This is a genomic window from Desulfomicrobium orale DSM 12838, from assembly GCF_001553625.1.
In the GTDB taxonomy this organism is placed as follows: domain Bacteria; phylum Desulfobacterota; class Desulfovibrionia; order Desulfovibrionales; family Desulfomicrobiaceae; genus Desulfomicrobium; species Desulfomicrobium orale.
In genome coordinates, this window is the sequence record NZ_CP014230.1 from 81,530 (window position 1) to 104,281 (window position 22,752).

The window sequence follows — 22,752 nt, forward strand, 5'->3', positions numbered from 1 at the left end:
ATAAATAATTAGCAAAACCTCTTTATATCACGGCTATGACGCCTGGAACCGCCGGACCAGCAAGACAGCTGGCGGGCGGACCGTGCATTATCATTATGATCAGGACAGCCGGCTCATCGGGGAAAGTCTTGCCAACGGCACCGTGCTGCGGGAGTATGTGTACCTGCGCGGTGAGCCCGTGGCGCTGCTGGAATACGAGACCCAACCCGGCTGGTATTTTTACGTCACCGACCACCTGGGCACCCCGCAGCAGCTGGTGGATTCCAGAGGAGCCGTGGTCTGGCAGGCCGCCTATCTGCCCTATGGCGAGGCCAAGGTGCTCAAGGCCACAGTGCAGAACAACCTGCGCTTCCCCGGCCAGTACTTCGACGCCGAAACAGGCCTGCACTACAACTGGAACAGGTATTACAACCCGAAGACAGGGAGGTATATCACTGCTGATCCCATCGGCCTGGTCGGCGGGATGAATGTGTATGCGTATGTCGGTGGAAATCCGGTGAATGCAGTGGATCTGGAAGGGTTATGGACGCTCAGTATTGCCAGTAATGTCGGTATAATGTGTGCGGCAATAGGCGGTGGAGGGGGAACTGCTCTCAATTTTGGATATAGCGAAGAAAATGGATTTTCTATGTCTATAACTGGAACTATCGGATATGGAGCTGTTACTGGTATAGGCACTGGTGTAGGAATTACAATTCTAAAAACAAATGCATCATCTGTAGATCAACTACTTGGAAAATCTGTTGAAGGATCTCGATTTGTTTCAAAATCAGCAATCAGTATCGTTAAAGGAAATGGATATATAGGTCAGGCACTGACGATAGCAATACCCAGTGTTGGAAAAACCATTTCCAATCCTGGGTCAGCAGCTATACTCACAGATACATCTGCAATTATTCAATGGGAACAGAGTCGTGGTTGGTGTTTTTTAAAGGATGAATCAACATGCAATTAAGTCGTGATGCTATTTTTTTTCATATGATACAATGTTTGTGGGTATTTTTCTTTTTAAGGATTGTACTAATCAACCATAGAGCTATTCGATTTATAAAAAGAAACTACCCAAAAGAATGGGAAGATAAATTCCATTTATTTGGCACTTTTGCTTATGGAGGGAATACTATTTTTGATGCTTTTTCAGAAATCAACGATCTAAAATTTAAAAAATTTGAACAAGCATATGTAGCTGCAATCCGCCAACTTTTCGTTACTATTTTATGTTCTATTATGTTAATTTTAATGTATATTTATATTTTTATAGGATTTTGAAACCATAAAAATGGAATCATTGGGTTCCTACAAATCCAGGCAATGCTCATGGAAATCCACACTGGGATGTTCAGAAGCCTGGAGGTGATCATATCATATATCCTGGTGGAGTTGTGAGGTAAATATAAATGAAAAATATTCAAATAATAGATGAAGCAGAAAATTGCACATACGATATTTTCAGCATTGACGAAATGAATTTCGAAGTTATTTTTCCAGACGGGCAAGATATTGAATTTGCTGAAGATTTACAACAAAGGCTTGGATTGAAAAACACAAACGATATTTTTAATCAATTATGGAAGAATAAAGCTGATAAAAAGACTATAGATGGTATACATGGCACACTTTTTTTTCAATTATCGCATAAAAAAATTTTTTATCCTACTAAAAGAGAGAATGAGATGATAGTAAAAATTTAGTACTCTGGGCTCAGTCCTCATTAATTGAGATAGAAAATGAGGGAAGCAGCGAGGCACAGAGCTGAAAAGAAAGTATGTGCGCAGCGGTCATAACGCATGGCTATTCTGCGCCAGTCCTTGATCCTGCCAAACATGACCAAAGATCTTGTGCCGCTGTTTATACAGCTCTTTATCGTAAGAGATGGGCCTCTTTCGGTTCTTTCTGGGAGGGATGCAAGGCGTAATGCCTCTGGCGAGCAGGGCGTCACGGAACCAGTCAGCGTCGTAACCACGGTCCGCCAGAAGCTCTCTGGCCTCGGGCAAAGCATCCATAAGCAGGGCGGCTCCCTTGTAGTCGCTCACCTGGCCTTCTGTGAGCGCCATGGCCAGAGGCCTGCCGTGACCGTCGCAAACAGCATGGAGTTTTGAGTTCAGACCGCCCTTCGTGCGTCCGATACAGCGGGAAAGAGCCCTTTTTTGAGCAAACTGGCGGCGGTACGATGGGCTTTGGAGTGGGTCGCATCGATCATCAATCTTCCATCTTTTCCGGCTGTTTTTGCCAGCTCGGTAAAAATATTGTTGAAGACGCCCATCCGGCTCCAGCGCAAAAAACGATTGTACAGCGTTTTATACGGGCCATACTCACGCGGTGCATCTTTCCATTGCAGGCCATGTTTGATGACATAAATGATGCCGCTTATGACTTTCAGGTCATCGACGTGTGGAATGCCGTGTGAAAGTGGAAAGAAAGGCTTGATACGCTCCAGTTGTTTGGCGGAAAGGTAGAAAAGTTGGCTCATTACATCCTCCTTTGAGCACAGCTAAACAACTTTCCTCATTTTCACAATTAATGAGGCTTGAGCCTAGAAAGATTTGTAAAAACAGCAAGTTGATTTTGCATTTATTTTTTGCCGTTAACAAATTCAGATATCTCTCTTCGGGCCGGTCAAGAGCTTCAAGGTCGGCAACATGGTCTTCAACCAGGACTTTGACCGGCGCTATCAGGTCACCCGCATGAACGGCGGGGCCTCGGACCGGCGCTACACCCGGGACAAGAACGGCCGGGTCACGGGCATCACAAACGTGCGCACGCCAAGCCTTGCCGGGCTGAACGCGGCTCTGGGCTATGCGGGGAAAAGCAACCGGCTGGAGAAGATCAGCGGCGCGGGAGCGGGCAAATACGCCTATGACGCCAACGGCAATACTGTTTCCGACGGCAGACACACCTTCGCTTATGACGCCCTGAACCGCTTGGTCTCCGTGTCCGTGAAGAACAAGGTGACGGCCCGGTACACCTATGACGCCTGGAACCGCCGGACCAGCAAGACTGCCGGCGGGCGGACCGTGCATTACCATTATGATCAGGACAGCCGGCTCATCGGGGAAAGTCTTGCCAACGGCACCGTGCTGCGGGAATATGTGTACCTGCACGGCGAGCCGGTGGCGCTGCTGGAATACGAAACCCAACCCGGCTGGTATTTTTACGTCACCGACCACCTGGGCACCCCGCAGCAGCTGGTGGACGCCCAAGGGACCGTGGTCTGGCAGGCAGCGTATCTGCCCTACGGCGAAGCCAAAGTGCTCACGGCCACAGTGCAGAACAACCTGCGCTTCCCCGGCCAGTACTTCGACGCCGAGACAGGCCTGCACTACAATTGGAACAGATACTATAGTCCAAAGACAGGGAGATATACTACCGCTGATCCCATTGGCCTGGCGGGCGGGATGAATGTATATGCATATGTCGGTGGGAATCCGGTGAATGCAGTGGATGTGGAAGGGTTGTGGGCGAAAAACAATTATAATGAACCTATACTAATAAAGCCAGAATACGGACCTCCTGAGTGGCTTGCTCCTGGTGAATGCTACAATGATGACATTGACGGGGTCAAACCACCAGCTTGGGGTGGCGATTGGTACAAAGTTAAGGGGAATGACAAGTATAAGACAAATGTTACAATAGACAAATGGGGTTTCCCCACACCATCTGGAGATTTTGAAGGATTAGGAGGTACTAATTTTCCAGACCTTGGAGCATCTACAGATCCACTTCCAGGACGAAAAAGGTCAGGATTTGAAAACCGACACCATGAGTGGAAGCTAAGAAAATGAGCGCTAAAAGAATCATATCTTGGATAATTGCAATCTCTGTCTTTCTTTTAGGAATACATTTTATATGGATTTACTTCTTTCCAATACCTAAGAGTAATCTAACACAATCACAAATATTTGCAATAAAGCCGGGAATGTCAGCAAGTCAGGTAATTTTAATACTTGGGAAGCCAAAGTTAGTTAAAGTTTATAAAAAAAATGACCAAGGTGTGAATGTTTTTGATTATTTATATAATTTTGAAGAGGTTACAAAAACATCTAATAGATGCACATGGATTTTTAGTACGCAAAATTATTTAAAGAAAACTTTAGAAATTTATATAAACTTTCTAAATCAAAAAGTTTCTGGAATAACAATTGAATTGCATGATTTAGCAATTTATTCATATGAAAATATTACTGAAAAACCATTTATCAAAAATGAAAATTTACTTTCTAGGTATTTAGCTCCATGAAAATATAAAGAGAAAAAGCCATAACCAATAAGAAATAAGGTTAAAAAACACAGTATGGAACAACCTGCGTTTCCCCGGTCAGTACTTCGACGCCGAGACAGGCCTGCACTACAATTGAAACAGGTATTACAACCCGAAAACAGGAAGATATATCACTGCTGATCCCATAGGCTTGGCTGGCGGGATGAATGTGTATGCGTATGTCGGCGGAAATCCGGTGAACTTCACGGATCCCTAGGATATGTCAGAAAAGGTGGTAAATCTGGTCAATGGTGGGAATATACGGACAGAAATTTCCAGCGTTGGTTTCATAAATGCGTAAAGCAAGACGGTGATCCAGATGCTACTAGAGCAGAATTATCTGATGCTTACGCACTGTGGGTGGAGTATGGCAAACCAGATGGAAAGAACGGTTGTGGAGGTCCTCTTCCTCCACCATCAGCTCCGGCAGAGACTTGTGGAGAGGAGTGCCAGAAGATAGCAACAGTCGTAGTTGCTGGTGGTACTGCCTATATAATTTATCGATGCGTAAGAATGTTGCCTTCTTTAGCTCCTCCACTTTGGCCGACCATTCCTGCCAATGCGGTGATACCATGACTCAAAATAAAAAATCAGCAGCCCATGTCTACACAGTAGAGCTGCGATTCTCAGGATTTCTGTTGGAACCATCTGAAATTTCAGCTCGATTGGATTTGCAGCCAAGCAATACATTTAGTCAATCACAAGACCAGACAATCACAAAGAAGCGGCGCTCATACTGGGCATACAACGGACAAGGGGAGATAGGATTTCAATCCGAATGGACATGTCTGGAGGATGGATTGGGATTTCTTCTCAAAAGTCTGTATTCCAGAAAAGCTGAAATTATTGCCATTGCCCGTCATTTCGATGGGATTTGGTGGTGCGGTCACTTTCAATCCAGTTTTGATGGTGGTCCTATTCTGTCTCCGAAGTTGCTAATTGAAATAGGCAGCTATGGGGTTCCTCTCAGCATCGATAATTATTTCTCCGATGAATAGGGGGGGTAAATATTTTGTGTAACCGGCAGTCGTCGTTAATCGATCTCGCGAAGAGCGCATCCATTATTTTTGGCTTTAGACCATCAGGAGCCCCTTGATTCTGAAACTGAACAGGAAGACTGCAAAGAGATGTATTTTTTGGCCTTCAGACGGCTGACTTACTTCTACCAAGTGCCCCCAAAAAGAACAATGCTGGGTGGGGTCGAAGTCGATATGAAGGTTTCTTCGGCCTCATTCGGGTTCGAAAGCCTTCAGGGCTCCGAAAAAGAGGCCGAGGTATGCTTAAACAGCCTGCCTTTGGCATTTATGAGCGTGACGGCGCGTCATCTATGACGCCAACGGCAACACCGTTTCCGACGGCAGACACACCTTCGCTTATGATGCCCTGAACCGTCTGGTCTCCGTGTCCGTGAAGAACAAGGTGACGGCCCGGTACACCTATGACGCTTGGAACCGCCGGACCAGCAAGACAGCCGGCGGGCGGACCATTCATTACCATTACGATCAGGACAGCCGGCTCATCGGAGAAAGTCTTGCCAACGGCACCGTGCTGCGGGAATATGTGTACCTGCGCGGTGAGCCCGTGGCGCTGCTGGAATACGAAACCCGGCCCGGCTGGTATTTTTACGTCACCGACCACCTGGGTACCCCGCAGCAGCTGGTGGATTCCAGAGGAGCCGTGGTCTGGCAGGCCGCCTATCTGCCCTATGGCGAGGCCAAGGTGCTCAAGGCCACAGTGCAGAACAACCTGCGCTTCCCCGGCCAGTACTTCGACGCCGAGACAGGCCTGCACTACAACTGGAACAGGTATTACAACCCGAAGACAGGGAGATATATCACTGCTGATCCCATCGGCCTGGCTGGCGGGATGAATGTGTATGCGTATGTCGGTGGAAATCCGGTGAATGCAGTAGATGTGGAAGGGTTAATAACAGAAGTAATTATAACTGGAGGGACATGGTATGGGCATGCTGCGGTGAGTATAAATGGGAGAGTTTACTCAAGTGGAAGGTATAATCCAGCATCTGCTCATAGCTTTAAATTGAAAGGTGATAATATAATGATTGTTCAAAATCATTCGACATATATTGAAGGATATAAAAGAAAAGGAAGGAATAGTACAGGATATATTTTTGACATTTCTAGCGACGATGAGAGAAAAATTGAGCTGTACTTTAAAACATTAATTAAAAGTGGAAATAGAACTAAATTTGGGTATAAACTTCAAGATGATTATTCCTTCTTATTTGAGAATTGTGCGACAACTTCTTCTAACGCGCTTCAAGAAGGGCTTTCATGGTTTAGTGCAATGTGGATTTATTCCAATAGCCCATATGATTTAGAATTTAATTTAATAACATCTCCATGGCTTGTTCGCAATGTAGTACACTATCCAGGAGAAAAAGAATGAGAAGAAAAAGCAAAATTGTATACATTTTCTTTTCTTTATCATTCTTCTTTATTGGAATATATTTTGCTATATATATTCAATAGATGTTGATATACTATCAGTTCCATATATAAATAAAGGCGTTATATTTACTGAAGATATAGACTTAGTTCAAGAAAAAAGATACATACATATACCAAAGGGGACACAACTATTATTAACCAGAAGAATGCCTGGATCAAATGAATATTGTATTATAATAAATATATTTCTCGATGATGAAAAGTCGATAAAATTTCTCGATGAAAAACCAAAATATTTTGAACCGGTCGTACCTAAACATTCTGGACATCTCCCTTCATCACTTGATCCGGGGATTCTCATCGATCGCGGCTAGCACGCGGTCACCATCGGTTACCCTTCGGCGCTGACCCGCACAATCACCGACGCCATGAACGTGACCTCCACCTACCAGCTCGACGCCACCGGCGGCGTGGCGCGGGTCAGGTCTTTCACCGGCCCGGCCTGCAACGCCTGCGGCGGGAACACGGGCGCGAGCTACGAGTACACGGCCGCCCAGCAGATCAGCCAGGTCGCGGACGCGGAAGGCACGGTCACGGCGTACACCTACGACGCGGACGGCAACATGCTGACCGTGACCCGGACCGGCATCAGAAACGGGGTGGCGTCCAGCGCCACCATCACCATGACCTACACGACCCTGGGGCGGATCGCGTCCATCGACGGCCCGCGCACGGACGTGAGCGACGTGACCAGCTTCGCCTACTACCCCGACGCGGCGGCGCAGGGGCACAACCGCGGCCAGCTGCGCACCGTGACCAACGCTCTGGGCCAGGTCACGACCTTTGGCGACTACACGCCTCTGGGCAGACCGCGCACCATCACCCGCCCGGACGGCCTGGTGAGCACTTTGACGTACGATCTGCAGGGCAATGTGCTGACCACCACGGCGGGCAACATCACCACCAGCTTCACCTACGACGACGCCGGCCGGCTGACGAGCATGATCCAGCCCGGCAACCGGACCACGCGCTACAATTATACCAACGGCCTGCTGACCTCGGTTTCCAGCCCGCAGAAACACAAGAGTTTCTGGGCCCATGACGCCAAGGGCCGGATCCGGCGGCAGGACATCCATACTTCCGCCGGAGCGAGGACCTTCACTCTGGGGCAGCACTATGACAAGGCCGGAAACCTCTACGCCCTGTCCTATCCCGGCAGCGCCGTGGAGCGGCGTTACTACGACCGGGCGGGAAGACTGGTGAAGTCCACGGACCCCTCCGGCGTGGGCACGAAGTACACCTACGACGCCCTGAACCGCCTGCTGGCCGTGACCCGTGCGGGAGTGGCCTCCGCCCGGCACAGGTACGACCTCTGGGACAACCTGGTGGCCGTGACCGACGCCCGCGACCACGTCACCACCCGCGCCTACGACGACTTCGGCAACGTGGTGCAGGAGACCGCCCCGGACACCGGAACGAGCGCCTTTGTCTATGATCTGGCGGACAACCTGACCCGCCGGACCGATGCCAGGGGGCAGGCCGTGACCTATGCCTACGACGCCCTGAACCGGCCCGCGCGCATGAACTGGCCCGGCGGGTCGGCGTCGTTCAGCTATGACCAGGGCGGCAGGCTCGCCCGTATCAAGGATGGCACAGGCCAGTGGAGCTTCGTGTACAACGCCCTGGGACAGCTGACCTCGGAAACCAGAACCATGAATGGGGTCGTGTCGAAGGTGCGCTACGGCTACAGCCCGTCCGCGGGCAACATGAACGCCCTGGTCTATCCCAACGGACACATCCTGCGTTTCGGCTATGACCCGGCGGACCAGATCATATCCATGACTCTGGATCATCAGCCGCTGATCAGCAGCATCAGCTACCTGCCCTTCGGGCCGGTCAAGAGCTTCAGGGCCGGCAACATGGCCTTCAACCGGGCTTACGACCAACGCTACCAGGTCACCCGCATGAACGGCGGGTCCTCGGACCGGCGCTACACCCGCGACAAAAACGGCCGGGTCACGGGCATCACAAACGTGCGCACGCCAAGCCTTGCCGGGCTGAACGCCACGCTGGACTACGCGACGGAGAACAACCGGCTGCAAAGCGTGATCGGGGCGAATGCTGGTACGTACATCTACGACGCCAACGGCAACACCCTTTCCGACGGCAGACACGCCTTCACGTATGACGCCCTGAACCGTCTGGTCTCCGTGTCCGTGCAGAACACGGTGAAGACCCGCTACACCTATGACGCCTGGAACCGCCGGACCAGCAAGACCGCTGGCGGACGGACCGTGCATTACCATTATGATCAGGACAGCCGGCTCATCGGCGAAAGCCTTGCCAACGGCACCGTGCTGCGGGAGTATGTGTACCTGCGCGGTGAGCCCGTGGCGCTGCTGGAATACGAGACCCGGCCCGGCTGGTATTTTTACGTCACCGACCACCTGGGCACGCCGCAGCAGCTGGTGGACGCGCAAGGGACCGTGGTCTGGCAGGCCGCCTGCCTGCCTTACGGCGAGACCAAAGTGCTCAAGGCCACAGTGCAGAACAACCTGCGCTTCCCCGGCCAGTACTTCGACGCCGAGACAGGCCTGCACTACAACTGGAACAGGTATTACAACCCGAAGACAGGGAGATATATCACTGCTGATCCCATCGGCCTGGCGGGCGGGATGAACCTGTATGCGTATGTCGGCGGAAATCCGGTGAATGCAGTGGATCCATGGGGATTGTGGGTTGGTATTGACGACGCTGTCTTTGCTGGAGGTGGTGCAGCAATTGGCATACTGGGTCGCGGCGTTGGCGATTTGCTGACTTGGAATCTGAGCCCCTGGGAAGATTATGTTGGTGCCGCGGCCGGCGGTGCGATAGCAGGCGAGACTTTACTTTATACAGCCAATCCATTTTTGGCTGGAGCCGCTGGTGGCTTAGTGAGCAACCTTTCTTCACAGAGTTTGAAAAATATTTTGGGTGAGCAGTGCGGATATGATGTCGGCAGTGCAGTGTTTGACACAGGTTTTGGAGCCTTGACTGGATTCATACCAGGAAGGCCACGAATTACTGGCATCAACGCCGGTCGCGGAAGTGACTTGCAAGTATTTCGCCAAATGGTTACAAAAGCAAAAGCTGGAACTATATCAAGAATGGAACCTGCGACAGCACTCAAGATGGGACGCGGTGCATTTTATCAATACGCTGTTGGTCAGGGGGCTGCGGCAGGGACTGTGGGGTCACATATCTACGGTAATCTAACCCATTGAAATTTACCCTATGGATACTTGTATCAATTCGATAACACTCCGCGCATCAGTCTCGGGTTATATTGTACTAACAACACCATGGTTGCTAATAGCCATTCTAAATATTATTATTTTTTTTCGCAGTACTGAAGAAAAACTAGCTTCAGAGGCAATAATTGTTTTTTCTATTACCCTGGGAATTGCATTTTTGTGGTGTATTTGGCTATCAGGATTCAAGATTACTGTAAATCATGAGTTTATTACATACAGAGATGGACTTTTTAGATTATCAAAGGTCAGTTTATCTGAAATCTTAGATATTAAAAAATTGTGGATTAAAAAAAATATACTTAATCAAAGTATTGTAGCTCCACGAATTGCAATAATTACAAAAAGTGGTGATACATCCTTTCAAATTAACATAAAGCCTTTTAGTGGACGCGATTTACAGTTATTACTAAAAGAGCTAAATAATCTCTGCAATTCATATATTGATTGAACGTATCAATATATAGAAACAAAAAAATTAGAACACATGTATATCTAAATATTTTGTCATGCATAGGAGATTGTCTTCTAAAAATAGTCATCCATATGAGATACCTGTATTTACTTATCCCGATCATACTTTTTATTGCAATATCAGAATGTTCTGCCTGCTCGCTCAAATTTATCTCTCCACAAAAAGGATCAACTGTAGATAAAAGCAATATAACCGTATACGGAACAGGAAAGGCAAATCCGGAAGCTGGTGACTATGGAACAGTTACAGCAACATTAAATGGGGTTACTTTCTTCACTGTCTCCGGTTCTTTTTCCTATGCAATGTCGATTTTTGAAACACGAGGCGTAGCCGTAACCCTTCGACCGGGAGCCAATCATTTTGTTGTTACTGGAAGCGCAGGAAGTTGCAGCGCATCAGATTCAATGACGATATATTACCTGCTTGATAAGGATCAGAATCTTGGTCCCTGCGGACAATAATCCCGCATACTTCCCTTTTGCCAGGTATTGCGGAGAAATTATGACTCGTCTTTTTTCATACGCGATACTTGTTCTTGTCTCTGCATTTTTCCTTCCCTTCTCCGCAACGGCCTCGTCCTATCCATACATATCCGGTCATGGCGTGAACTTCGCCACGGGCAACAAGTATGTGCAGGAAACAGATGTGCGTCTTGACGGCCCGGTGATCCTGTCCTTCACCCGGACATACAACAGCCAGGCCACGGAAAACGGCGTGCTCGGGTACGGATGGTCCTCGCCGTTCACCTCCGAAAGGCTGGTCACCGAAAAGACCGCCATCATCCTGATCCGCGGAGACGGCCGGCATGTCCGTTTCCACAGGGAAAAGGACGGCACCTACATAAACCAGGTTGGGCCGCGCCTGACCATCATGAAGACCGGAACGGGATTCCAGCTCCTCCAGACCAACCGCGACATCCACGCCTACGACACGCAGGGACTGCTCACAGGCATCGCTCTCGCAAACGGCGGAACCATTATGACCGACAGGGCCATCTGACCGCCGTGAAACGCCCCGACGGCAAGAGCAGAAGAAATACTACGCGCTATCCGCCATGGCTTTCTCCAATGCCTGGGGCAGGAAGGAAATGAGCTCTCCCACGCCTGTGGCCGGGGACGGCTTACCGAACACTCCGAGCAGGCGGTTGGCCAGGGCCGCCGTACGGCAGGCGCGGGGAATACCCAGCCCCGAGGCCAGAAGAGCCGTGACCATGCCGGTCAGCGTGTCCCCGGTGCCGCCGATGGCCTCCATGGCTGGAGTCCGGGGTTCTCCCACTTCCGCCACGACACGACCATGAGCCACCATATGGTCCGTACTGCCCTTGACCAGCAGATGCCGGGCCGAGTTTTCCGAGGCATAGGCCATCCGGATCAGCTCCGGTATCCGTTCCTCCTCCTGAAGGAGGAACCCGCGCGTATAAAACGGGTGCGGAGCGCGTTCGTCGGCCAGAAAGGCCATTTCCCCGGCGTCAGGAGTAAAGAGATCGTAATGGGAGGCGAAACCGCTCATCTTGGCCGCATACATGAAACCGGCGTCGGCCACCAGCAGAGGCGCAGGACTTAAGGCTTCCAGGGCCCAGAGCACGGAATTGTGCCATTGGATGTCCGGAAGAAGGTAATGAAAGGTCACTCCCCGGCAGGATGGCGGCTCCCCGCACAGCCGGGCGTAAAGAGCGCGGCTCCCCCTGCCGCCGCCCGAATCCCCGGCGAGAATGGCGTCCAGAGGAGCGAGCCCCAGCACATCCGCTGTCGCGGCGGCCGCGGCCATGAGAGCGGGAGTGCCCCGGACCACGGGCAGGATTTGTCCGCCGCATTCCAGACGCCTCCCGCGCAGCCGGAACGGCCCTCTGGCAAGCTCGAAATCGTCACGGGGAATCGTCCCGGCGATCAGCCAGAGCATAGCCGTCTGGCCTCCTCGAACGCCAGCTGCAAGGCATAGCCGCACAGAGTCTGGCCCAGAGAGCGGGGTTCCGGAGCCTCGGCCAGGGTTTTGCCCACGAGAGCCTCGGCCAGATAGGGCACATCCGGGCAACCGCCACCGGATATGTTGACAATGCGCCCGGAACCCCTATCCACACAGATCTTCATGTTGGCCGCCCGGACCAGCAGAAAGCCGTCCACGTCCTTGACGTGATAAAGAGACACGGGCTCCAGCAGGAAGTCACGGACCGCCGCCACGCGCAAAGGAGTCAGCCCGGCGGAGGCCAGAATTTCCCTGACGCGCGGCTCATGCAGCAGCGGAAACTCGATGACCATGTCACAGCCCTGGCGGAGATCCGGCGGCGGCCCTTTAACCGCGACGCCGAAGTGCGCCTGCCTGAGCAGTGTTTCAGCCCGAATGACCTCTCCTGTACCGGCGAAAAGCAGAAGTCCCCTGTCCGGCGGACCGGGAATCTCATCCCGGCCCCACCGCATGAATCGGATCAGACGCCGGAAAAGACCTATTTGCTCAGTTCCAGACGGCACTTGTTTCCGTCCAGTTCGTGAACGCTTACGGCCCAGCCTTTGGCCCTGGCCGCGCGGCTCACATTTTCCCGGCTGGCCTCGTTATCCACCAGAATCTCGATGGACCCGGACCCCGCTTTTTCCATGGCCCGCATGGCCAGAAGCACCGGCTGCGGACACGACAGGCCGCACGCGTCAACCTGGGTTTTCATGCCTGGCCTCCCTGCTTCGGACAATGAGTGAAACCGATGAACAGCAACACGGCCAGGCAGACTCCTACCGCGACCATGCCGTGAGACGTGGTTCCCTGGGGCGAACTGGCCAACCCGAAATTATGGGCCAGAGCCGCGCCAGCCAAGAGCCCCATGGCGAAGATCCCGGCGTCACTGTTGCCTTCGCCGCAGAGAAAAAGCTGTCTGCCCGGGCACCCTCCGGCCAGGGCAAAGGCCAGCCCTGCCACGACCATACCGGAAAAATTCCAGAACCACTGCGCATGAGCCACAGGTTGTCCGGAAAACCCCGGATGGAACTGGCCCAGCAGCAGATTGGCGGCCAGGGCCGCGCCGAAAAAGGCCAATACGCCGTAAAGCAGGTATCCCTGCCGGAAGAGGATGACGTCGCGCAGGGCACCCATGGTGCAGAATCGGGTGCGCTGGGCCAGAAATCCTATGCCCAGACCCGCTCCCAAAGACAGGACCAAGGGCGCGTGCATGCTTCCCGGCCCCTTGAGGGAGTACCAGAGCAGGCCGTTCTGGGCCTCCTCCGGAACAGGTGGATAGAAAATACGCAGCGCCACAAGGCCGAGCATGACAAGAGGCATGATGAGACCTGAACCGGCGGGTTGACTCTGGCTGCGGCCCAGAGAGTATCCCTTGCGGAAGAAAAGGGTCCCCAGCCATACGCCGCCCGCCAGCCCGGCCAATCCGGCCAGAGCGTTGCCGTCTCCCCCGGCCAGACGCAGGAAAACACGCCATGGGCAGCCCAGAAAAACCAGAGCACCGATCATGGCGATCATGCCCAGCACGAAGCGGACCAGGGGGGAAGAGCCGCCACTGGGCCTGAACTCCCTGAAAAGCAGGGCGGCGGCAAACGCGCCAAGAACAAAACCCATGATTTCAGGCCGCAGATACTGCACCACTGCCGCCCGGTGCAGACCGATGCTTCCGGCCACATCCCGTCCGAAGCAGGCCACGCACAGCCCCATATTGCCCGGATTGCCGAATTTCTGCAGCAGGCAGGCCGCTATGCCGATTATCCCCCCGGTCGCGAGAATGCCTGCCGTGGTAGCGAAAACGTTTGTTTTCCGCGCCATTGCTCCCCTCCAGTGAATAGTCGATATTTGCGCCAGCTTTCTGGATACAGAAAAAAACAGGTCCAAGTCCAATTGCTTTCCGCAATGAAAAGCCGGACGATCCATCATGAATTCAGCTGGATGGATTGCGAAAACAGCCAATCCCCATCCCAGTTCGAATTCCTGCAAGACACGGTGATGGAAAGAGCATGTCCTCGGATACAAAGTGTCAGTGCGCTTGACCCTGCGTATGAGAAGATGAGCTGATCACACGCATATCGCGCAGCCGAAGGTGGATATACTACTCCAGAGGCCAGGTTCCGTGCGTATGGGATCTGACAGCGCAGTATTGTATTGGCCGGACCAGCCCGTGCACAGATGAACGCCCTGTCATGACTCCCTATCCAGACAGCTTGTGCGGCTTTACCGCCTTGGCTATCAGACAGCATATTCACGGCCACGAATTTGGCATAAACGGAGGAAGTGTGGAGGAGCGTGTTTTTTCCATCGTAACCAAGCCCGAAACAGGATTGGAGCTGTTCGGGATGGTGAAGCGGCATATCGCCGGACTGCACGAGCGAGGCATGAGCCGCATGGTGGGGTACGAGCTCATGAGCAATGGCCGGGTGATTCTCGTCAAGGTACGCGCGGCCTCCGGTCAGGGATTGCCCTCGGACGAAGAGGTGGAGATGGTGCTGGACGGGGAATTCGTGGACAGAATCGAACCTTTGGCCCAGGAACTGGTGGACGGATTCCACGTGCCGTCTTTCGCGCATTGTCCTTCGGAGCGGGAAGACTGACACGACGAGGTCGATATCCCGCAAAAAAAGCCGCCCCGGACTCCGAGCCGGGACGGCTTTTTTAAGAGCCCTTCGGAAAATATCACTTGGTGCCGAATATCTTGTCTCCGGCATCGCCCAGACCGGGCAGGATGTAGCCATTTTCATTGAGCCGCTCGTCCACCGCGGCCACATAGATATCCACATCGGGATGGGCCTGAGTGATGCGCTGGATGCCCTCGGGCGCGGCCACCAGAAAAAGGCCCCTGATACTCGTGCAGCCCGCCGCCTTGAGGCAGCGGATGGTGGCGTCCAGGGTACCGCCGGTGGCCAGCATGGGATCCAGAATGAGGGCCATGCGTTTTCCGATGCTTTTGGCCAGCTTGACATAGTATTCCACAGGTTCGAGCGTTTCCTCGTTGCGGTAGAATCCGACCACGCTGACCTTGGCTCCCGGGATCAGATCCAGTACGCCGTCCTGCATGCCCAGACCCGCCCGCAGAATCGGCACCACGGTGATTTTCTTGCCCTTGATGACATCCACTTCCACCGGCCCGGCCCAGCCCTGCACGGTCTTTTTCTCGGTCTCCAGATCCTTTGTGGCCTCGTAGGTCAGAAGCCTGGCCAGTTCCGAAGCCAGTTCCCGGAAATTCTTGGTGCTGATGTCGTGCTTGCGCATAAGCCCCAGCTTGTGCCTGATCAAAGGGTGTTCCGCCACGAATACGGCCATAGGTCCTCCCGGAAAATGTCGAAGTGCGGGGGCAGCGACACAGCCGCCCGGAAAACCGGAACGCGCAAGCGGACGCCAGCCGGTGCATTCCGTTGAAATTACAACTGATACTTGTAGTAGGCGGCACAGGAGCCTTCGGTGGACACCATGCACGGCCCCACAGGAGAGGCCGGTGTGCAGGCCGATCCGAAAAGGCCGCACCCGTCCGGAGCCAGCTTGCCCCGCAGCACGTCTCCGCAACGGCAGCCCCTGATCCGGGGCACTTCCTCCAGAGACAGGCCGAACACGCGCATGGCGTCGAACTGTGCATATTCCTCGCGGATGCGCAGACCGCTGTCCGGAATGACGCCGATACCCCGCCACGACGCGTCCGAAGTCTCGAAAACCTCGGCCATAACAGCCATTGCCGCAGGGTTTCCGGCATTGGAGACCACGCGGGTATAGGCGTTCACCACTTCCGCCTGCCCCCTGATCTTCATGGACGCGAGAAGATGCAAGGCCTGGAGGATGTCCACGGGTTCGAAGCCCGCCACCACGGCGGGCAGGCCATGCCGCGAGGCCAGAAAGCGGTAAGGCTCAAGGCCGATGACCGCGGAAACATGCCCCGGCAGCAGAAAGGCGTTCACCCGCAAATCCGGATCGCCGGCCAGGACTCTCAGAACGGGCGGCACCAGCTTGTGAAGCGACAGAACCGAAAAATTGCCGACGCCCTCTTCCCTGGCCGCCTTGATCGTGGCGGCCACGGCCGGGGCGGTGGTCTCGAAGCCCACGCCCAGAAAAACCACCCTGTCTCCGGGATTTTCCCTGGCCAGGACCAGGGCGTCGAAGGGTGAATAGACCACCTTGACCCGCGCACCTTCGGCCCGGGCCGTCCCGAGGGAGCGCTTCCCCGGTCCCGGAACCCGCATCAGGTCGCCGAAGGTGGCCACAAGAGCGCCCTGTCCGGCCAGCTTCAGAAAGGCCGCCACCTCGCTGTCGTGAGTGACGCAGACGGGACAGCCGGGACCCGACAGGTGCGTGACGCCCTCCGGCAGCAGGGAACGCACGCCGCTACGGAAGATGGACACGGTATGCGTGCCGCAGACTTCCATGAAGCGCAGCCCGCCGCCGAGTTCCGCGCGGATACGGTCCAGAAGCGCCCGGCACAGCCGGGGATCGGAAAAGCCCTCAAGCGCGTCCAAGTCCGAATCCTTCCTCGAAAAGCCTGAGCGTCGCCAGAGCTTCTTCCCGGTCCAGGCGGGTCAGGGCGAACCCGGCGTGCACCACCACATAATCGCCCACGGCCACCGTTTCGGACATGACGTCCAGCCGGATGCGCCGGGCCACGCCGCCCATCAGCACCTCCGCGTTTTTTCCATCCACCATGACCACTTCCATGGGCACCGCCAGACACATAGGATGAATCTCCCGCTTTACTTTTTCTTGGGGCAGTTGCTAAATCCCGGCCTGTTGCGTGTCAATGAACTCTTCCCCGCCACCGCATGAGTCCACAGCCTCTCCCTCTTGTCTCCACCGCCATTGCCGGCCGCATCCCATCGGACGGGCAGTGCCGCGTCTGGTGGGACAATTACCGGATGCTGGAGAACATCAAGCGGCACAGCGAACTGGTGGCCCATGTGGCCACGGCGCTGGCCGAAATGGCGGCCGGGCGGAGCGCAGGCAACCCGCAGCGGCTGCCGCCGGAAGATTTCGTGCAGAGCGTTCGCGCTTCGGCCCTGCTGCACGACCTGGGCAAGACCTGCGCCATCCGCATAGGCGGTGACCACAGTCAGCTCGGCGCGGCCTGGGTCATGCAGCTGACCGGAAATCCACACATCGCCCAGGGCGTGATGCACCACGTGTACTGGCCCGGCGAGCTGGACCCGGAACGGCACTTTCTGCCTCTGGCCGTCATTTACGCCGACAAGCGCGTCCGCCACGACGATCTGGTCAGCCTGGAAGAACGCTTTGACGACCTCATGGACCGCTACGGAAAAAACGAGCGCAGCCGGGACTGGATCGGCCGGTCCAGGCAGCAGAACCGGGACATCGAAAACCTCTTGAGCGCATTTCTGGGAGAAGACATCCATGCGTATCCTTTTGATCGCCGGCGGCTGGTCCGGTGAACGTGACGTAGCCCTGAGCAGTTCGAAGCAGATAGAAAAAAGCCTGTCCGCCCTGGGACACACGGTCACCCTGTTCGATCCGGAGCGGGATCTGCGCGGGCTGGCCGCAGCCGCCCGGGGGCAGGATTTCGTCTTCATCAACCTGCACGGTTCACCGGGCGAGGACGGGCTGGTCCAGGCCCTGCTGGAGCGCATGAACCTGCCTTTTCAGGGCGCGGCCTCCCGGTCCTCGCTTCTGGCCCTGAACAAGGCCGTGGCCAAGCAGATTTTCGAGGACGCCGGGCTGACCACCCCGGCCTGGGAATTCATTCCGGCCCGCCATGTCCGCTCGTGGCGGCCCAGCCTTCCTTTTCCGCTGGTCGTCAAGCCCAACACGGGCGGCTCCAGTCTGGGCGTGAGCATCGTTTCCACCCAGAAAGAACTGGACGCCTGTCTGAACCTGCCCGCGACCGCCGGGCAGGATCTGCTGGCCGAAGTTCTGATCCGGGGGCAGGAGCTGACCTGCGGCGTGCTCGAAGGCGAGGAACTTCCGCCCATTCTGATCCGGCCCAAACGCGGCGTCTTCTTTGACTATGAAAGCAAATACATGGCCGGAGCCACGGAAGAAATCTGTCCCGCGCCCGTGTCCGCCGAGCTCACCGCGACCCTGCAACGCATGGCCCGGACGGCCCACGAGGCTCTGGGCCTGTCCGACTACAGCCGCGCGGACTTCATGGTGGATGAAAACGGCGTCCCGCACATTCTGGAGGTCAACACCCTGCCCGGAATGACCGCCACCAGCCTACTGCCCCAGGAGGCCCAGGCCGTGGGCATGTCCTTCGAGGCCCTGCTGGCCCGGCTGATCGAACTGGGTCTGCGCAAAAAACACTGATGCGGCCCCTGCTTCGCGCCGCGGCCTTTGCCGCCTACACGGCTCTGGGCTGTCTGGCCGCGCCTTTTCTCTTTCTGTCCCCACGCCTGCGCCAAGGCTGGCGGCAGCGCCTCGGGCTGGGACTGCCCGGCCCGTGCCGCATCTGGATACAGGGCGCGTCGGCCGGAGAATGCCAGCTCATCCAGAGCCTCATGCCCCATCTCCCGGCCGTGTCCACGCTGGCCACCACCTGCACGGCCCAGGGCCTCTCCATTCTGGAAAAAACAGCCGCCGGCGGTCCGTTCCATCCCCGCATGCTGCCTCTCGATCTGCCGCCTCTCATGTATTTCACCCTGAAGCGGATCCGGCCCGCCGTGGTCGTGCTGCTGGAAACGGAGCTCTGGCCGGGCCTGCTCATGGCCTGCGCGATGCTGCGCGTCCCCGTGGTCGTACTCAACGCCCGCATGAGTTCCCGTTCCCTCGGCGGCTACCTGTTTCTGCGCCCGCTGCTGCCCCCCCCGGCGGCCATCGGAGCCATTTCCCCCGGCGACGCCCTCCGCTTCGGTCTGGTCTTCGGGCACGGCCGCGTCCGGATCACAGGCAACATCAAATTCGACCGGGCCATGAACGCGCCGCTTCTCGAACGGCGGGGCAATCCTCTGCGCCACCTGATTCCGGAAGATGACTGGTTCGTGGTGCTGGGCTCCGTGCGCGAGGAGGAGGAAGAGGCCGTACTGGCCCTTGTCCGGATGCTCAGAGAACTCCGGCCCGCGTGCATCGTGGGACTTTTTCCCCGCCACATGCACCGTACCGGCCCCTGGATGGAGCAGCTGGCGGCAGCGGGCATCCCCGCTGTCCTGCGCAGCAGCCTGAACAGCCCGGCCCGGCCCGGAACGGTCGTCGTCTGGGACCGCTTCGGTGAACTGGGCGCGGCCTACGGGCTGGCCGGACGGGCCTTTGTGGGCGGCAGTCTGGCCCGGCTGGGCGGTCAGAACTTTCTGGAACCCCTGAGTCAGGGTGTCCTGCCCGCCACGGGCCCGCATACCCGCAATTTCGACTGGGTGGGCCCGGAAATCTTCGTCTCCCTGGTCCGCAAAAGCGGCGACATCGGCACACTGGCCCGGGAACTGGCCGCTCCCGCCCCGCCCCGGACGGAGGTCCGCAGCCAAGCCGAGGCCTACATCGCCGCCCGGGCCGGAGCCACCAAAGCCTCCGCTTCGATGCTCGGGCCTTTTCTGAAATGACGACGCGGGCCGCCCCGCTCATGGAGATGTCCCATGTCCGAAGTTCTCGCCATTGTCCCGGCCAGATACCAGAGTTCCCGCTTTCCGGGCAAACCCCTGGCCCTGATCCACGGCCGGCCCATGTTCTGGCATGTCATGCGCCGCGCGGCCATGTGCCCGCTGGTTTCCAGAGTGGTTCTGGCCACGGATGACGAGCGTATTTTCCAGGCGGCCCGGCAGTCGGACATGGAGGTCCTCATGACCGGCACCCATCACGCCAGCGGCACGGACCGCGTGCTGGAAGCCGCCCGGACCCTCGGGGCCGGTCCGGAAGATATCGTCATCAATGTTCAGGGCGACGAGCCGGCCCTGGAGCCGGCAATGCTCACGGAGCTGATCCGTCCCTTCGATGACGCCCGCGTACAGGTCACCACCCTGGGCACGCCCATCAGCGCCAGGGAAGCCGCCTCGCCGGACAGGGTCAAGATCGTCCGCGCCGAAAGCGGCCGGGCTCTGTACTTCTCCCGCGCACCCGTCCCCTTCGGCCGCGAGACCGAACCCGCGTATCTCGGACACATCGGCCTTTACGGGTTTTACATGCGCGTCCTTGAAAAGTTCAGCGCTTTGAGCGAAAGCCCCCTGGAACGACTGGAAAAACTGGAACAGCTCCGGCTGCTCGAAGCCGGAATTCCCATCCACGTGGCCCTCACCCGGCACAAAAGCCTGGGTGTGGACCGGCCCGAAGATCTGCCCATTGTCAGTCAGCTCATGCAAGGAGAGCAGCACACATGAAAGCGATTCTGGCCCTCGAAGACGGAACGGTCTTCACCGGCGAGTCCTTTACCGGCCCCGGTGAAGCCGCGGGCGAAGTCATCTTTCACACCGCCATGTCCGGATATCAGGAAATTCTGACCGATCCCGCCCAGTATGGCCAGATGGTCTGCATGACCTACCCGCTCATCGGCAACTACGGCGTCAACCCCGAAGACGCCGAATCCGCGCGGGTTCACTGTCCGGCCCTCATCGTCAAGGAATGCTGCAGGGAGCCTTCCAGCTGGAGGTCGACGGAAAGCCTGCCGGACTACCTGAAGCGCCACGGTGTCATGGGTCTGGAAGGCGTCGACACCCGCGCCCTGACCCGGCACCTGCGCATTCACGGAGCCATGCGCGGCGTGATCTCCACGGAAGAAGGCCCCGGGGCGCTGGCAGCCAAGGCCAGAACGCTGCCGTCCATGGAAGGCGCCCGGCTGGCGGATTTCACGGCTCCGGAAGAGCCCTATCACTGGACGGATCAGGGCCCGCGCCCCGCCGCGCCCCAGTGGCCCGAAGACTCCGGAGACAGGCTCAAGGTGCTCGTGTACGACTACGGCACGCGCTGGAGCGCCCTGCGGCAGCTCGCCGCCGAGGGGCTGGCCATTCTGGCCGTGCCGCCGGACTTCCCCGCGCAGTCCGTCAGAAAGCTGGCGCCGCACGGCGTATTCCTGTCCAGCGGCCCCGGCGACCCGGCGGCCATGAGTGAAGCCGTCTCCATTGTCCGGGAACTCTGCGAAATCTGTCCCGTCAGCGGCATCGGTCTGGGATACCAGCTTCTGGTCCTCGCCCTGGGCGGGTCGAGCCACAAGCTCCGCTTCGGCCATCACGGCGCCAATCACCCGATCCGGGACGATGTCAGCGGAAAGATCGAAATTTCCTCCCAGAGCCACGGCTTCTGCGTGGACATCTCCGGCCTGGACGAACTGGAACAGACCCATCTCAATCTGAACGACGGGACACCCGGAGGATTCCGGCACCGGACCAAGCCCCTTTTCGGCGTGCAGCACTACCCCGGAACGACTCCTCCCGGCGGCCGGTCCTTTTTCACCGAATTCCGGCACATGCTGGAAGAGCGGGCACGGTAGACATGTCCGCCGAGACGCTCAAAGCCAGGAAGCAGCTGGCCGAAGTGGGCATGCTGCTCAAGCAGGGCAAGCTCCTGGCCGCCGTGACCGGCATGCACGAAGCCGTGGGCACCGTGCTCAAAACGCCGCTCATGAAGCGGGAAATGCAGGAATACAGCGAAGCCCTGGACAAAGCCGCCTACATGCTGGGCACGGACCGGGAGCTGAAAAAAATCTACCCGGTGCAGATCCGCTACACGCCCGGAGCGGAGCAGGAATTTCTGGCCGCCCTCGGCGAACTCCAGGCCTTTCTGCGGGAAAATCTGGCCGAGGAGGCCGACGTCCGTCTGGAAGCCCTGAAACTGTACCGGCAGAAACAGCTGGAGCTTATCCGGCAGGCCCTGCGCAGGGACGATCCCGAAGAGGCCGGGCAGACCGCTTCCCGGCTGACGGAGGAAAACCCCGAGGATACGGCACTGCGCGCGGCCCTGGCCGACATTTTCCTGGAAGCGGGCCGGTGCGAGGAAGCCCTGAGCCATCTGCACGCGGCCTACCCTCAGGACCAGGACTACGCCCACGCCCTGAACAGGCTGGGCATGACCCTGCGCAAGGCCGGACGACTGGACGAGGCGGAAAAATTTTACCTGCGGGCTCTGGAACGGGAAAGCCGGGACGAATCCATTCACTTCAATCTGGGCCGGGTCTATCTGGACATGAAAGCCTGGGAGCGGGCCGCCCGGGCCGCGGCGGACGCTCTGGACATCAATCCGGATTTTGATGAAGCCCGCAAAATGAAGCTCTTCGCGGACAGGCAGGCCCGGACATAAGACACTGAGGTCCCTGCCGCCTGCGGGAACGCGCCCGCAAACTTTCTTCCCGGCGGCTTCCACCGTCAGACTCCCGCCAACCGGTTCTCCCGCCGCCTCTACTTCCCGACAAGGGAGGGCCTTTTCCCCGCTTCAGAACGGCTTCCCGCCTTATTTTCGCCAACTGGCACGTCAAATGCTTTAAAGGCTGCA

At 56.4% G+C, this 22,752-nt stretch carries 26 protein-coding genes and 3 pseudogenes; 21 read left to right on the top strand and 8 right to left on the bottom strand.

Going from position 1 to position 22,752, the window contains the following annotated elements:
• The first annotated feature begins 7 nt into the window (after positions 1-7).
• The 3 genes from AXF15_RS13145 to AXF15_RS00440 all read left to right on the top strand — a co-directional run bounded on the left by AXF15_RS13145 (position 8) and on the right by AXF15_RS00440 (position 1,691).
• On the top strand, positions 8-955 hold the full coding sequence (locus tag AXF15_RS13145) for an RHS repeat-associated core domain-containing protein (protein WP_335338902.1): 948 nt from the start codon (positions 8-10) through the stop codon (positions 953-955).
• Positions 946-1,269, top strand: coding sequence for a hypothetical protein (locus AXF15_RS13855; protein ID WP_151192227.1), 324 nt, complete (start codon positions 946-948; stop codon positions 1,267-1,269). The genes AXF15_RS13145 and AXF15_RS13855 overlap by 10 nt, the downstream gene beginning before the upstream one ends.
• A 128-nt stretch (positions 1,270-1,397) precedes the next feature.
• Positions 1,398-1,691: a hypothetical protein gene (locus tag AXF15_RS00440; protein ID WP_066601734.1), complete on the top strand. Its 294-nt coding sequence runs from the start codon at positions 1,398-1,400 to the stop codon at positions 1,689-1,691.
• Between the two features lie 20 nt (positions 1,692-1,711).
• Here AXF15_RS00440 and AXF15_RS13150 read toward each other — a convergent pair.
• Positions 1,712-2,470, bottom strand: a pseudogene (locus AXF15_RS13150) (IS5 family transposase).
• A gap of 169 nt (positions 2,471-2,639) precedes the next feature.
• On the opposite strand from AXF15_RS13150, the gene AXF15_RS00455 reads away from it, so the two are divergent.
• The 11 genes and pseudogenes from AXF15_RS00455 to AXF15_RS00480 all read left to right on the top strand — a co-directional run bounded on the left by AXF15_RS00455 (position 2,640) and on the right by AXF15_RS00480 (position 11,433).
• On the top strand, positions 2,640-3,782 hold the full coding sequence (locus AXF15_RS00455) for an RHS repeat-associated core domain-containing protein (protein WP_066601740.1): 1,143 nt from the start codon (positions 2,640-2,642) through the stop codon (positions 3,780-3,782).
• On the top strand, positions 3,779-4,237 hold the full coding sequence (gene bamE / locus AXF15_RS13155) for an outer membrane protein assembly factor BamE domain-containing protein (RefSeq protein ID WP_083517763.1): 459 nt from the start codon (positions 3,779-3,781) through the stop codon (positions 4,235-4,237). Before AXF15_RS00455 ends, bamE begins: the two co-directional genes overlap by 4 nt.
• A gap of 133 nt (positions 4,238-4,370) precedes the next feature.
• Positions 4,371-4,475 (top strand): annotated as a pseudogene (locus AXF15_RS14770) (RHS repeat-associated core domain-containing protein); the annotation flags it as partial.
• Between the two features lie 143 nt (positions 4,476-4,618).
• Positions 4,619-4,834, top strand: coding sequence for a hypothetical protein (locus AXF15_RS14775; RefSeq protein ID WP_211258994.1), 216 nt, complete (start codon positions 4,619-4,621; stop codon positions 4,832-4,834).
• The gene (locus AXF15_RS13860) at positions 4,831-5,256 is read left to right on the top strand and encodes a DUF4279 domain-containing protein (protein ID WP_169793548.1); all 426 of its coding nucleotides are present in this window, start codon (positions 4,831-4,833) and stop codon (positions 5,254-5,256) included. The genes AXF15_RS14775 and AXF15_RS13860 overlap by 4 nt, the downstream gene beginning before the upstream one ends.
• An 85-nt stretch (positions 5,257-5,341) precedes the next feature.
• Positions 5,342-5,579 (top strand): annotated as a pseudogene (locus tag AXF15_RS14410) (IS1595 family transposase); the annotation flags it as partial.
• Positions 5,580-5,581: 2 nt separating this feature from the next.
• Positions 5,582-6,667, top strand: coding sequence for an RHS repeat domain-containing protein (locus tag AXF15_RS00470; RefSeq protein ID WP_470290481.1), 1,086 nt, complete (start codon positions 5,582-5,584; stop codon positions 6,665-6,667).
• A gap of 430 nt (positions 6,668-7,097) precedes the next feature.
• Positions 7,098-9,932 (top strand): RHS repeat domain-containing protein, encoded by a 2,835-nt coding sequence (locus tag AXF15_RS00475; RefSeq protein ID WP_066601751.1) that lies wholly within the window; start codon positions 7,098-7,100, stop codon positions 9,930-9,932.
• Positions 9,933-9,942: 10 nt separating this feature from the next.
• Entirely contained in the window at positions 9,943-10,410 is a 468-nt protein-coding gene (locus AXF15_RS13865) for a hypothetical protein (RefSeq protein ID WP_151192230.1), read from the top strand.
• A 95-nt stretch (positions 10,411-10,505) separates the two neighbouring features.
• Positions 10,506-10,895, top strand: coding sequence for a hypothetical protein (locus AXF15_RS13870; protein WP_151192231.1), 390 nt, complete (start codon positions 10,506-10,508; stop codon positions 10,893-10,895).
• Positions 10,896-10,935: 40 nt separating this feature from the next.
• On the top strand, positions 10,936-11,433 hold the full coding sequence (locus AXF15_RS00480) for a DUF6531 domain-containing protein (protein WP_066601757.1): 498 nt from the start codon (positions 10,936-10,938) through the stop codon (positions 11,431-11,433).
• Between the two features lie 39 nt (positions 11,434-11,472).
• On the opposite strand, the gene AXF15_RS00485 is transcribed toward AXF15_RS00480, so the two are convergent.
• From AXF15_RS00485 to yedE, 4 genes are read right to left on the bottom strand one after another with little or no spacing between them, the layout of a single operon-like run.
• The gene (locus AXF15_RS00485; protein ID WP_066601759.1) at positions 11,473-12,333 is read right to left on the bottom strand and encodes an NAD(P)H-hydrate dehydratase; all 861 of its coding nucleotides are present in this window, start codon (positions 12,331-12,333) and stop codon (positions 11,473-11,475) included.
• The gene (locus tag AXF15_RS00490) at positions 12,321-12,848 is read right to left on the bottom strand and encodes a putative Se/S carrier protein (RefSeq protein WP_066601761.1); all 528 of its coding nucleotides are present in this window, start codon (positions 12,846-12,848) and stop codon (positions 12,321-12,323) included. The genes AXF15_RS00485 and AXF15_RS00490 overlap by 13 nt, the downstream gene beginning before the upstream one ends.
• Positions 12,849-12,874: 26 nt before the next feature.
• Positions 12,875-13,090 (bottom strand): sulfurtransferase TusA family protein, encoded by a 216-nt coding sequence (locus tag AXF15_RS00495; protein ID WP_066601764.1) that lies wholly within the window; start codon positions 13,088-13,090, stop codon positions 12,875-12,877.
• Positions 13,087-14,190: a YedE family putative selenium transporter gene (gene yedE / locus AXF15_RS00500; RefSeq protein WP_066601769.1), complete on the bottom strand. Its 1,104-nt coding sequence runs from the start codon at positions 14,188-14,190 to the stop codon at positions 13,087-13,089. Before yedE ends, AXF15_RS00495 begins: the two co-directional genes overlap by 4 nt.
• Before the next feature lie 371 nt (positions 14,191-14,561).
• On the opposite strand from yedE, the gene AXF15_RS00505 reads away from it, so the two are divergent.
• Entirely contained in the window at positions 14,562-14,969 is a 408-nt protein-coding gene (locus tag AXF15_RS00505; protein WP_151192232.1) for a hypothetical protein, read from the top strand.
• 82 nt (positions 14,970-15,051) lie between these two features.
• On the opposite strand, the gene upp is transcribed toward AXF15_RS00505, so the two are convergent.
• The 3 genes from upp to AXF15_RS00520 form a co-directional block, all read right to left on the bottom strand.
• Positions 15,052-15,678, bottom strand: a complete 627-nt coding sequence (upp, locus tag AXF15_RS00510; RefSeq protein WP_066601778.1) for a uracil phosphoribosyltransferase — start codon at positions 15,676-15,678, stop codon at positions 15,052-15,054.
• Between the two features lie 98 nt (positions 15,679-15,776).
• Positions 15,777-16,859, bottom strand: coding sequence for a hydrogenase formation protein HypD (gene hypD, locus AXF15_RS00515; RefSeq protein WP_066601779.1), 1,083 nt, complete (start codon positions 16,857-16,859; stop codon positions 15,777-15,779).
• Positions 16,846-17,073 carry a HypC/HybG/HupF family hydrogenase formation chaperone gene (locus AXF15_RS00520; RefSeq protein ID WP_066601780.1) on the bottom strand — a complete coding sequence of 76 codons (228 nt, stop codon included), beginning with the start codon at positions 17,071-17,073 and terminating at the stop codon, positions 16,846-16,848. The genes hypD and AXF15_RS00520 overlap by 14 nt, the downstream gene beginning before the upstream one ends.
• A gap of 86 nt (positions 17,074-17,159) precedes the next feature.
• On the opposite strand from AXF15_RS00520, the gene AXF15_RS00525 reads away from it, so the two are divergent.
• Genes AXF15_RS00525 through AXF15_RS00550 form a run of 6 tightly spaced genes read left to right on the top strand, consistent with a single transcriptional unit; the run spans position 17,160 to position 22,560 of the window.
• On the top strand, positions 17,160-17,783 hold the full coding sequence (locus AXF15_RS00525; RefSeq protein WP_066601785.1) for an HD domain-containing protein: 624 nt from the start codon (positions 17,160-17,162) through the stop codon (positions 17,781-17,783).
• Positions 17,746-18,654: a D-alanine--D-alanine ligase family protein gene (locus AXF15_RS00530; protein WP_066601787.1), complete on the top strand. Its 909-nt coding sequence runs from the start codon at positions 17,746-17,748 to the stop codon at positions 18,652-18,654. The genes AXF15_RS00525 and AXF15_RS00530 overlap by 38 nt, the downstream gene beginning before the upstream one ends.
• Positions 18,654-19,877: a 3-deoxy-D-manno-octulosonic acid transferase gene (locus tag AXF15_RS00535; RefSeq protein WP_066601790.1), complete on the top strand. Its 1,224-nt coding sequence runs from the start codon at positions 18,654-18,656 to the stop codon at positions 19,875-19,877. The genes AXF15_RS00530 and AXF15_RS00535 overlap by 1 nt, the downstream gene beginning before the upstream one ends.
• 33 nt (positions 19,878-19,910) lie before the next feature.
• The gene (gene kdsB, locus AXF15_RS00540; RefSeq protein ID WP_066601796.1) at positions 19,911-20,648 is read left to right on the top strand and encodes a 3-deoxy-manno-octulosonate cytidylyltransferase; all 738 of its coding nucleotides are present in this window, start codon (positions 19,911-19,913) and stop codon (positions 20,646-20,648) included.
• Complete coding sequence (carA, locus tag AXF15_RS00545) at positions 20,645-21,754, top strand: glutamine-hydrolyzing carbamoyl-phosphate synthase small subunit (protein WP_066601798.1); 1,110 nt, start codon at positions 20,645-20,647, stop codon at positions 21,752-21,754. Before kdsB ends, carA begins: the two co-directional genes overlap by 4 nt.
• A gap of 2 nt (positions 21,755-21,756) precedes the next feature.
• Positions 21,757-22,560 carry a tetratricopeptide repeat protein gene (locus AXF15_RS00550; protein WP_066601800.1) on the top strand — a complete coding sequence of 268 codons (804 nt, stop codon included), beginning with the start codon at positions 21,757-21,759 and terminating at the stop codon, positions 22,558-22,560.
• Positions 22,561-22,752 lie beyond the last annotated feature (192 nt).

Excerpts from the sequence above, each read along its gene's own strand:
- AXF15_RS00535 (WP_066601790.1), top strand. The coding sequence starts at position 18,654 with ATGCGGCCCCTGCTTCGCGCCGCGGCCTTTGCCGCCTACACGGCTCTG.
- kdsB (WP_066601796.1), top strand. The coding sequence starts at position 19,911 with ATGTCCGAAGTTCTCGCCATTGTCCCGGCCAGATACCAGAGTTCCCGC.
- AXF15_RS00550 (WP_066601800.1), top strand. The coding sequence starts at position 21,757 with ATGTCCGCCGAGACGCTCAAAGCCAGGAAGCAGCTGGCCGAAGTGGGC.
- upp (WP_066601778.1), bottom strand. The coding sequence starts at position 15,678 with ATGGCCGTATTCGTGGCGGAACACCCTTTGATCAGGCACAAGCTGGGG.
- AXF15_RS00530 (WP_066601787.1), top strand. The coding sequence starts at position 17,746 with ATGCGTATCCTTTTGATCGCCGGCGGCTGGTCCGGTGAACGTGACGTA.
- AXF15_RS13860 (WP_169793548.1), top strand. The coding sequence starts at position 4,831 with ATGACTCAAAATAAAAAATCAGCAGCCCATGTCTACACAGTAGAGCTG.
- AXF15_RS13870 (WP_151192231.1), top strand. The coding sequence starts at position 10,506 with ATGAGATACCTGTATTTACTTATCCCGATCATACTTTTTATTGCAATA.
- AXF15_RS00440 (WP_066601734.1), top strand. The coding sequence starts at position 1,398 with ATGAAAAATATTCAAATAATAGATGAAGCAGAAAATTGCACATACGAT.
- AXF15_RS13865 (WP_151192230.1), top strand. The coding sequence starts at position 9,943 with ATGGATACTTGTATCAATTCGATAACACTCCGCGCATCAGTCTCGGGT.
- bamE (WP_083517763.1), top strand. The coding sequence starts at position 3,779 with ATGAGCGCTAAAAGAATCATATCTTGGATAATTGCAATCTCTGTCTTT.
- AXF15_RS00480 (WP_066601757.1), top strand. The coding sequence starts at position 10,936 with ATGACTCGTCTTTTTTCATACGCGATACTTGTTCTTGTCTCTGCATTT.
- AXF15_RS00475 (WP_066601751.1), top strand. The coding sequence starts at position 7,098 with ATGAACGTGACCTCCACCTACCAGCTCGACGCCACCGGCGGCGTGGCG.
- AXF15_RS13855 (WP_151192227.1), top strand. The coding sequence starts at position 946 with ATGCAATTAAGTCGTGATGCTATTTTTTTTCATATGATACAATGTTTG.
- AXF15_RS00525 (WP_066601785.1), top strand. The coding sequence starts at position 17,160 with ATGAGTCCACAGCCTCTCCCTCTTGTCTCCACCGCCATTGCCGGCCGC.
- yedE (WP_066601769.1), bottom strand. The coding sequence starts at position 14,190 with ATGGCGCGGAAAACAAACGTTTTCGCTACCACGGCAGGCATTCTCGCG.
- AXF15_RS00495 (WP_066601764.1), bottom strand. The coding sequence starts at position 13,090 with ATGAAAACCCAGGTTGACGCGTGCGGCCTGTCGTGTCCGCAGCCGGTG.
- AXF15_RS00520 (WP_066601780.1), bottom strand. The coding sequence starts at position 17,073 with ATGTGTCTGGCGGTGCCCATGGAAGTGGTCATGGTGGATGGAAAAAAC.
- AXF15_RS00505 (WP_151192232.1), top strand. The coding sequence starts at position 14,562 with ATGACTCCCTATCCAGACAGCTTGTGCGGCTTTACCGCCTTGGCTATC.
- AXF15_RS00455 (WP_066601740.1), top strand. The coding sequence starts at position 2,640 with ATGGTCTTCAACCAGGACTTTGACCGGCGCTATCAGGTCACCCGCATG.
- AXF15_RS00490 (WP_066601761.1), bottom strand. The coding sequence starts at position 12,848 with ATGCGGTGGGGCCGGGATGAGATTCCCGGTCCGCCGGACAGGGGACTT.
- AXF15_RS00485 (WP_066601759.1), bottom strand. The coding sequence starts at position 12,333 with ATGCTCTGGCTGATCGCCGGGACGATTCCCCGTGACGATTTCGAGCTT.
- carA (WP_066601798.1), top strand. The coding sequence starts at position 20,645 with ATGAAAGCGATTCTGGCCCTCGAAGACGGAACGGTCTTCACCGGCGAG.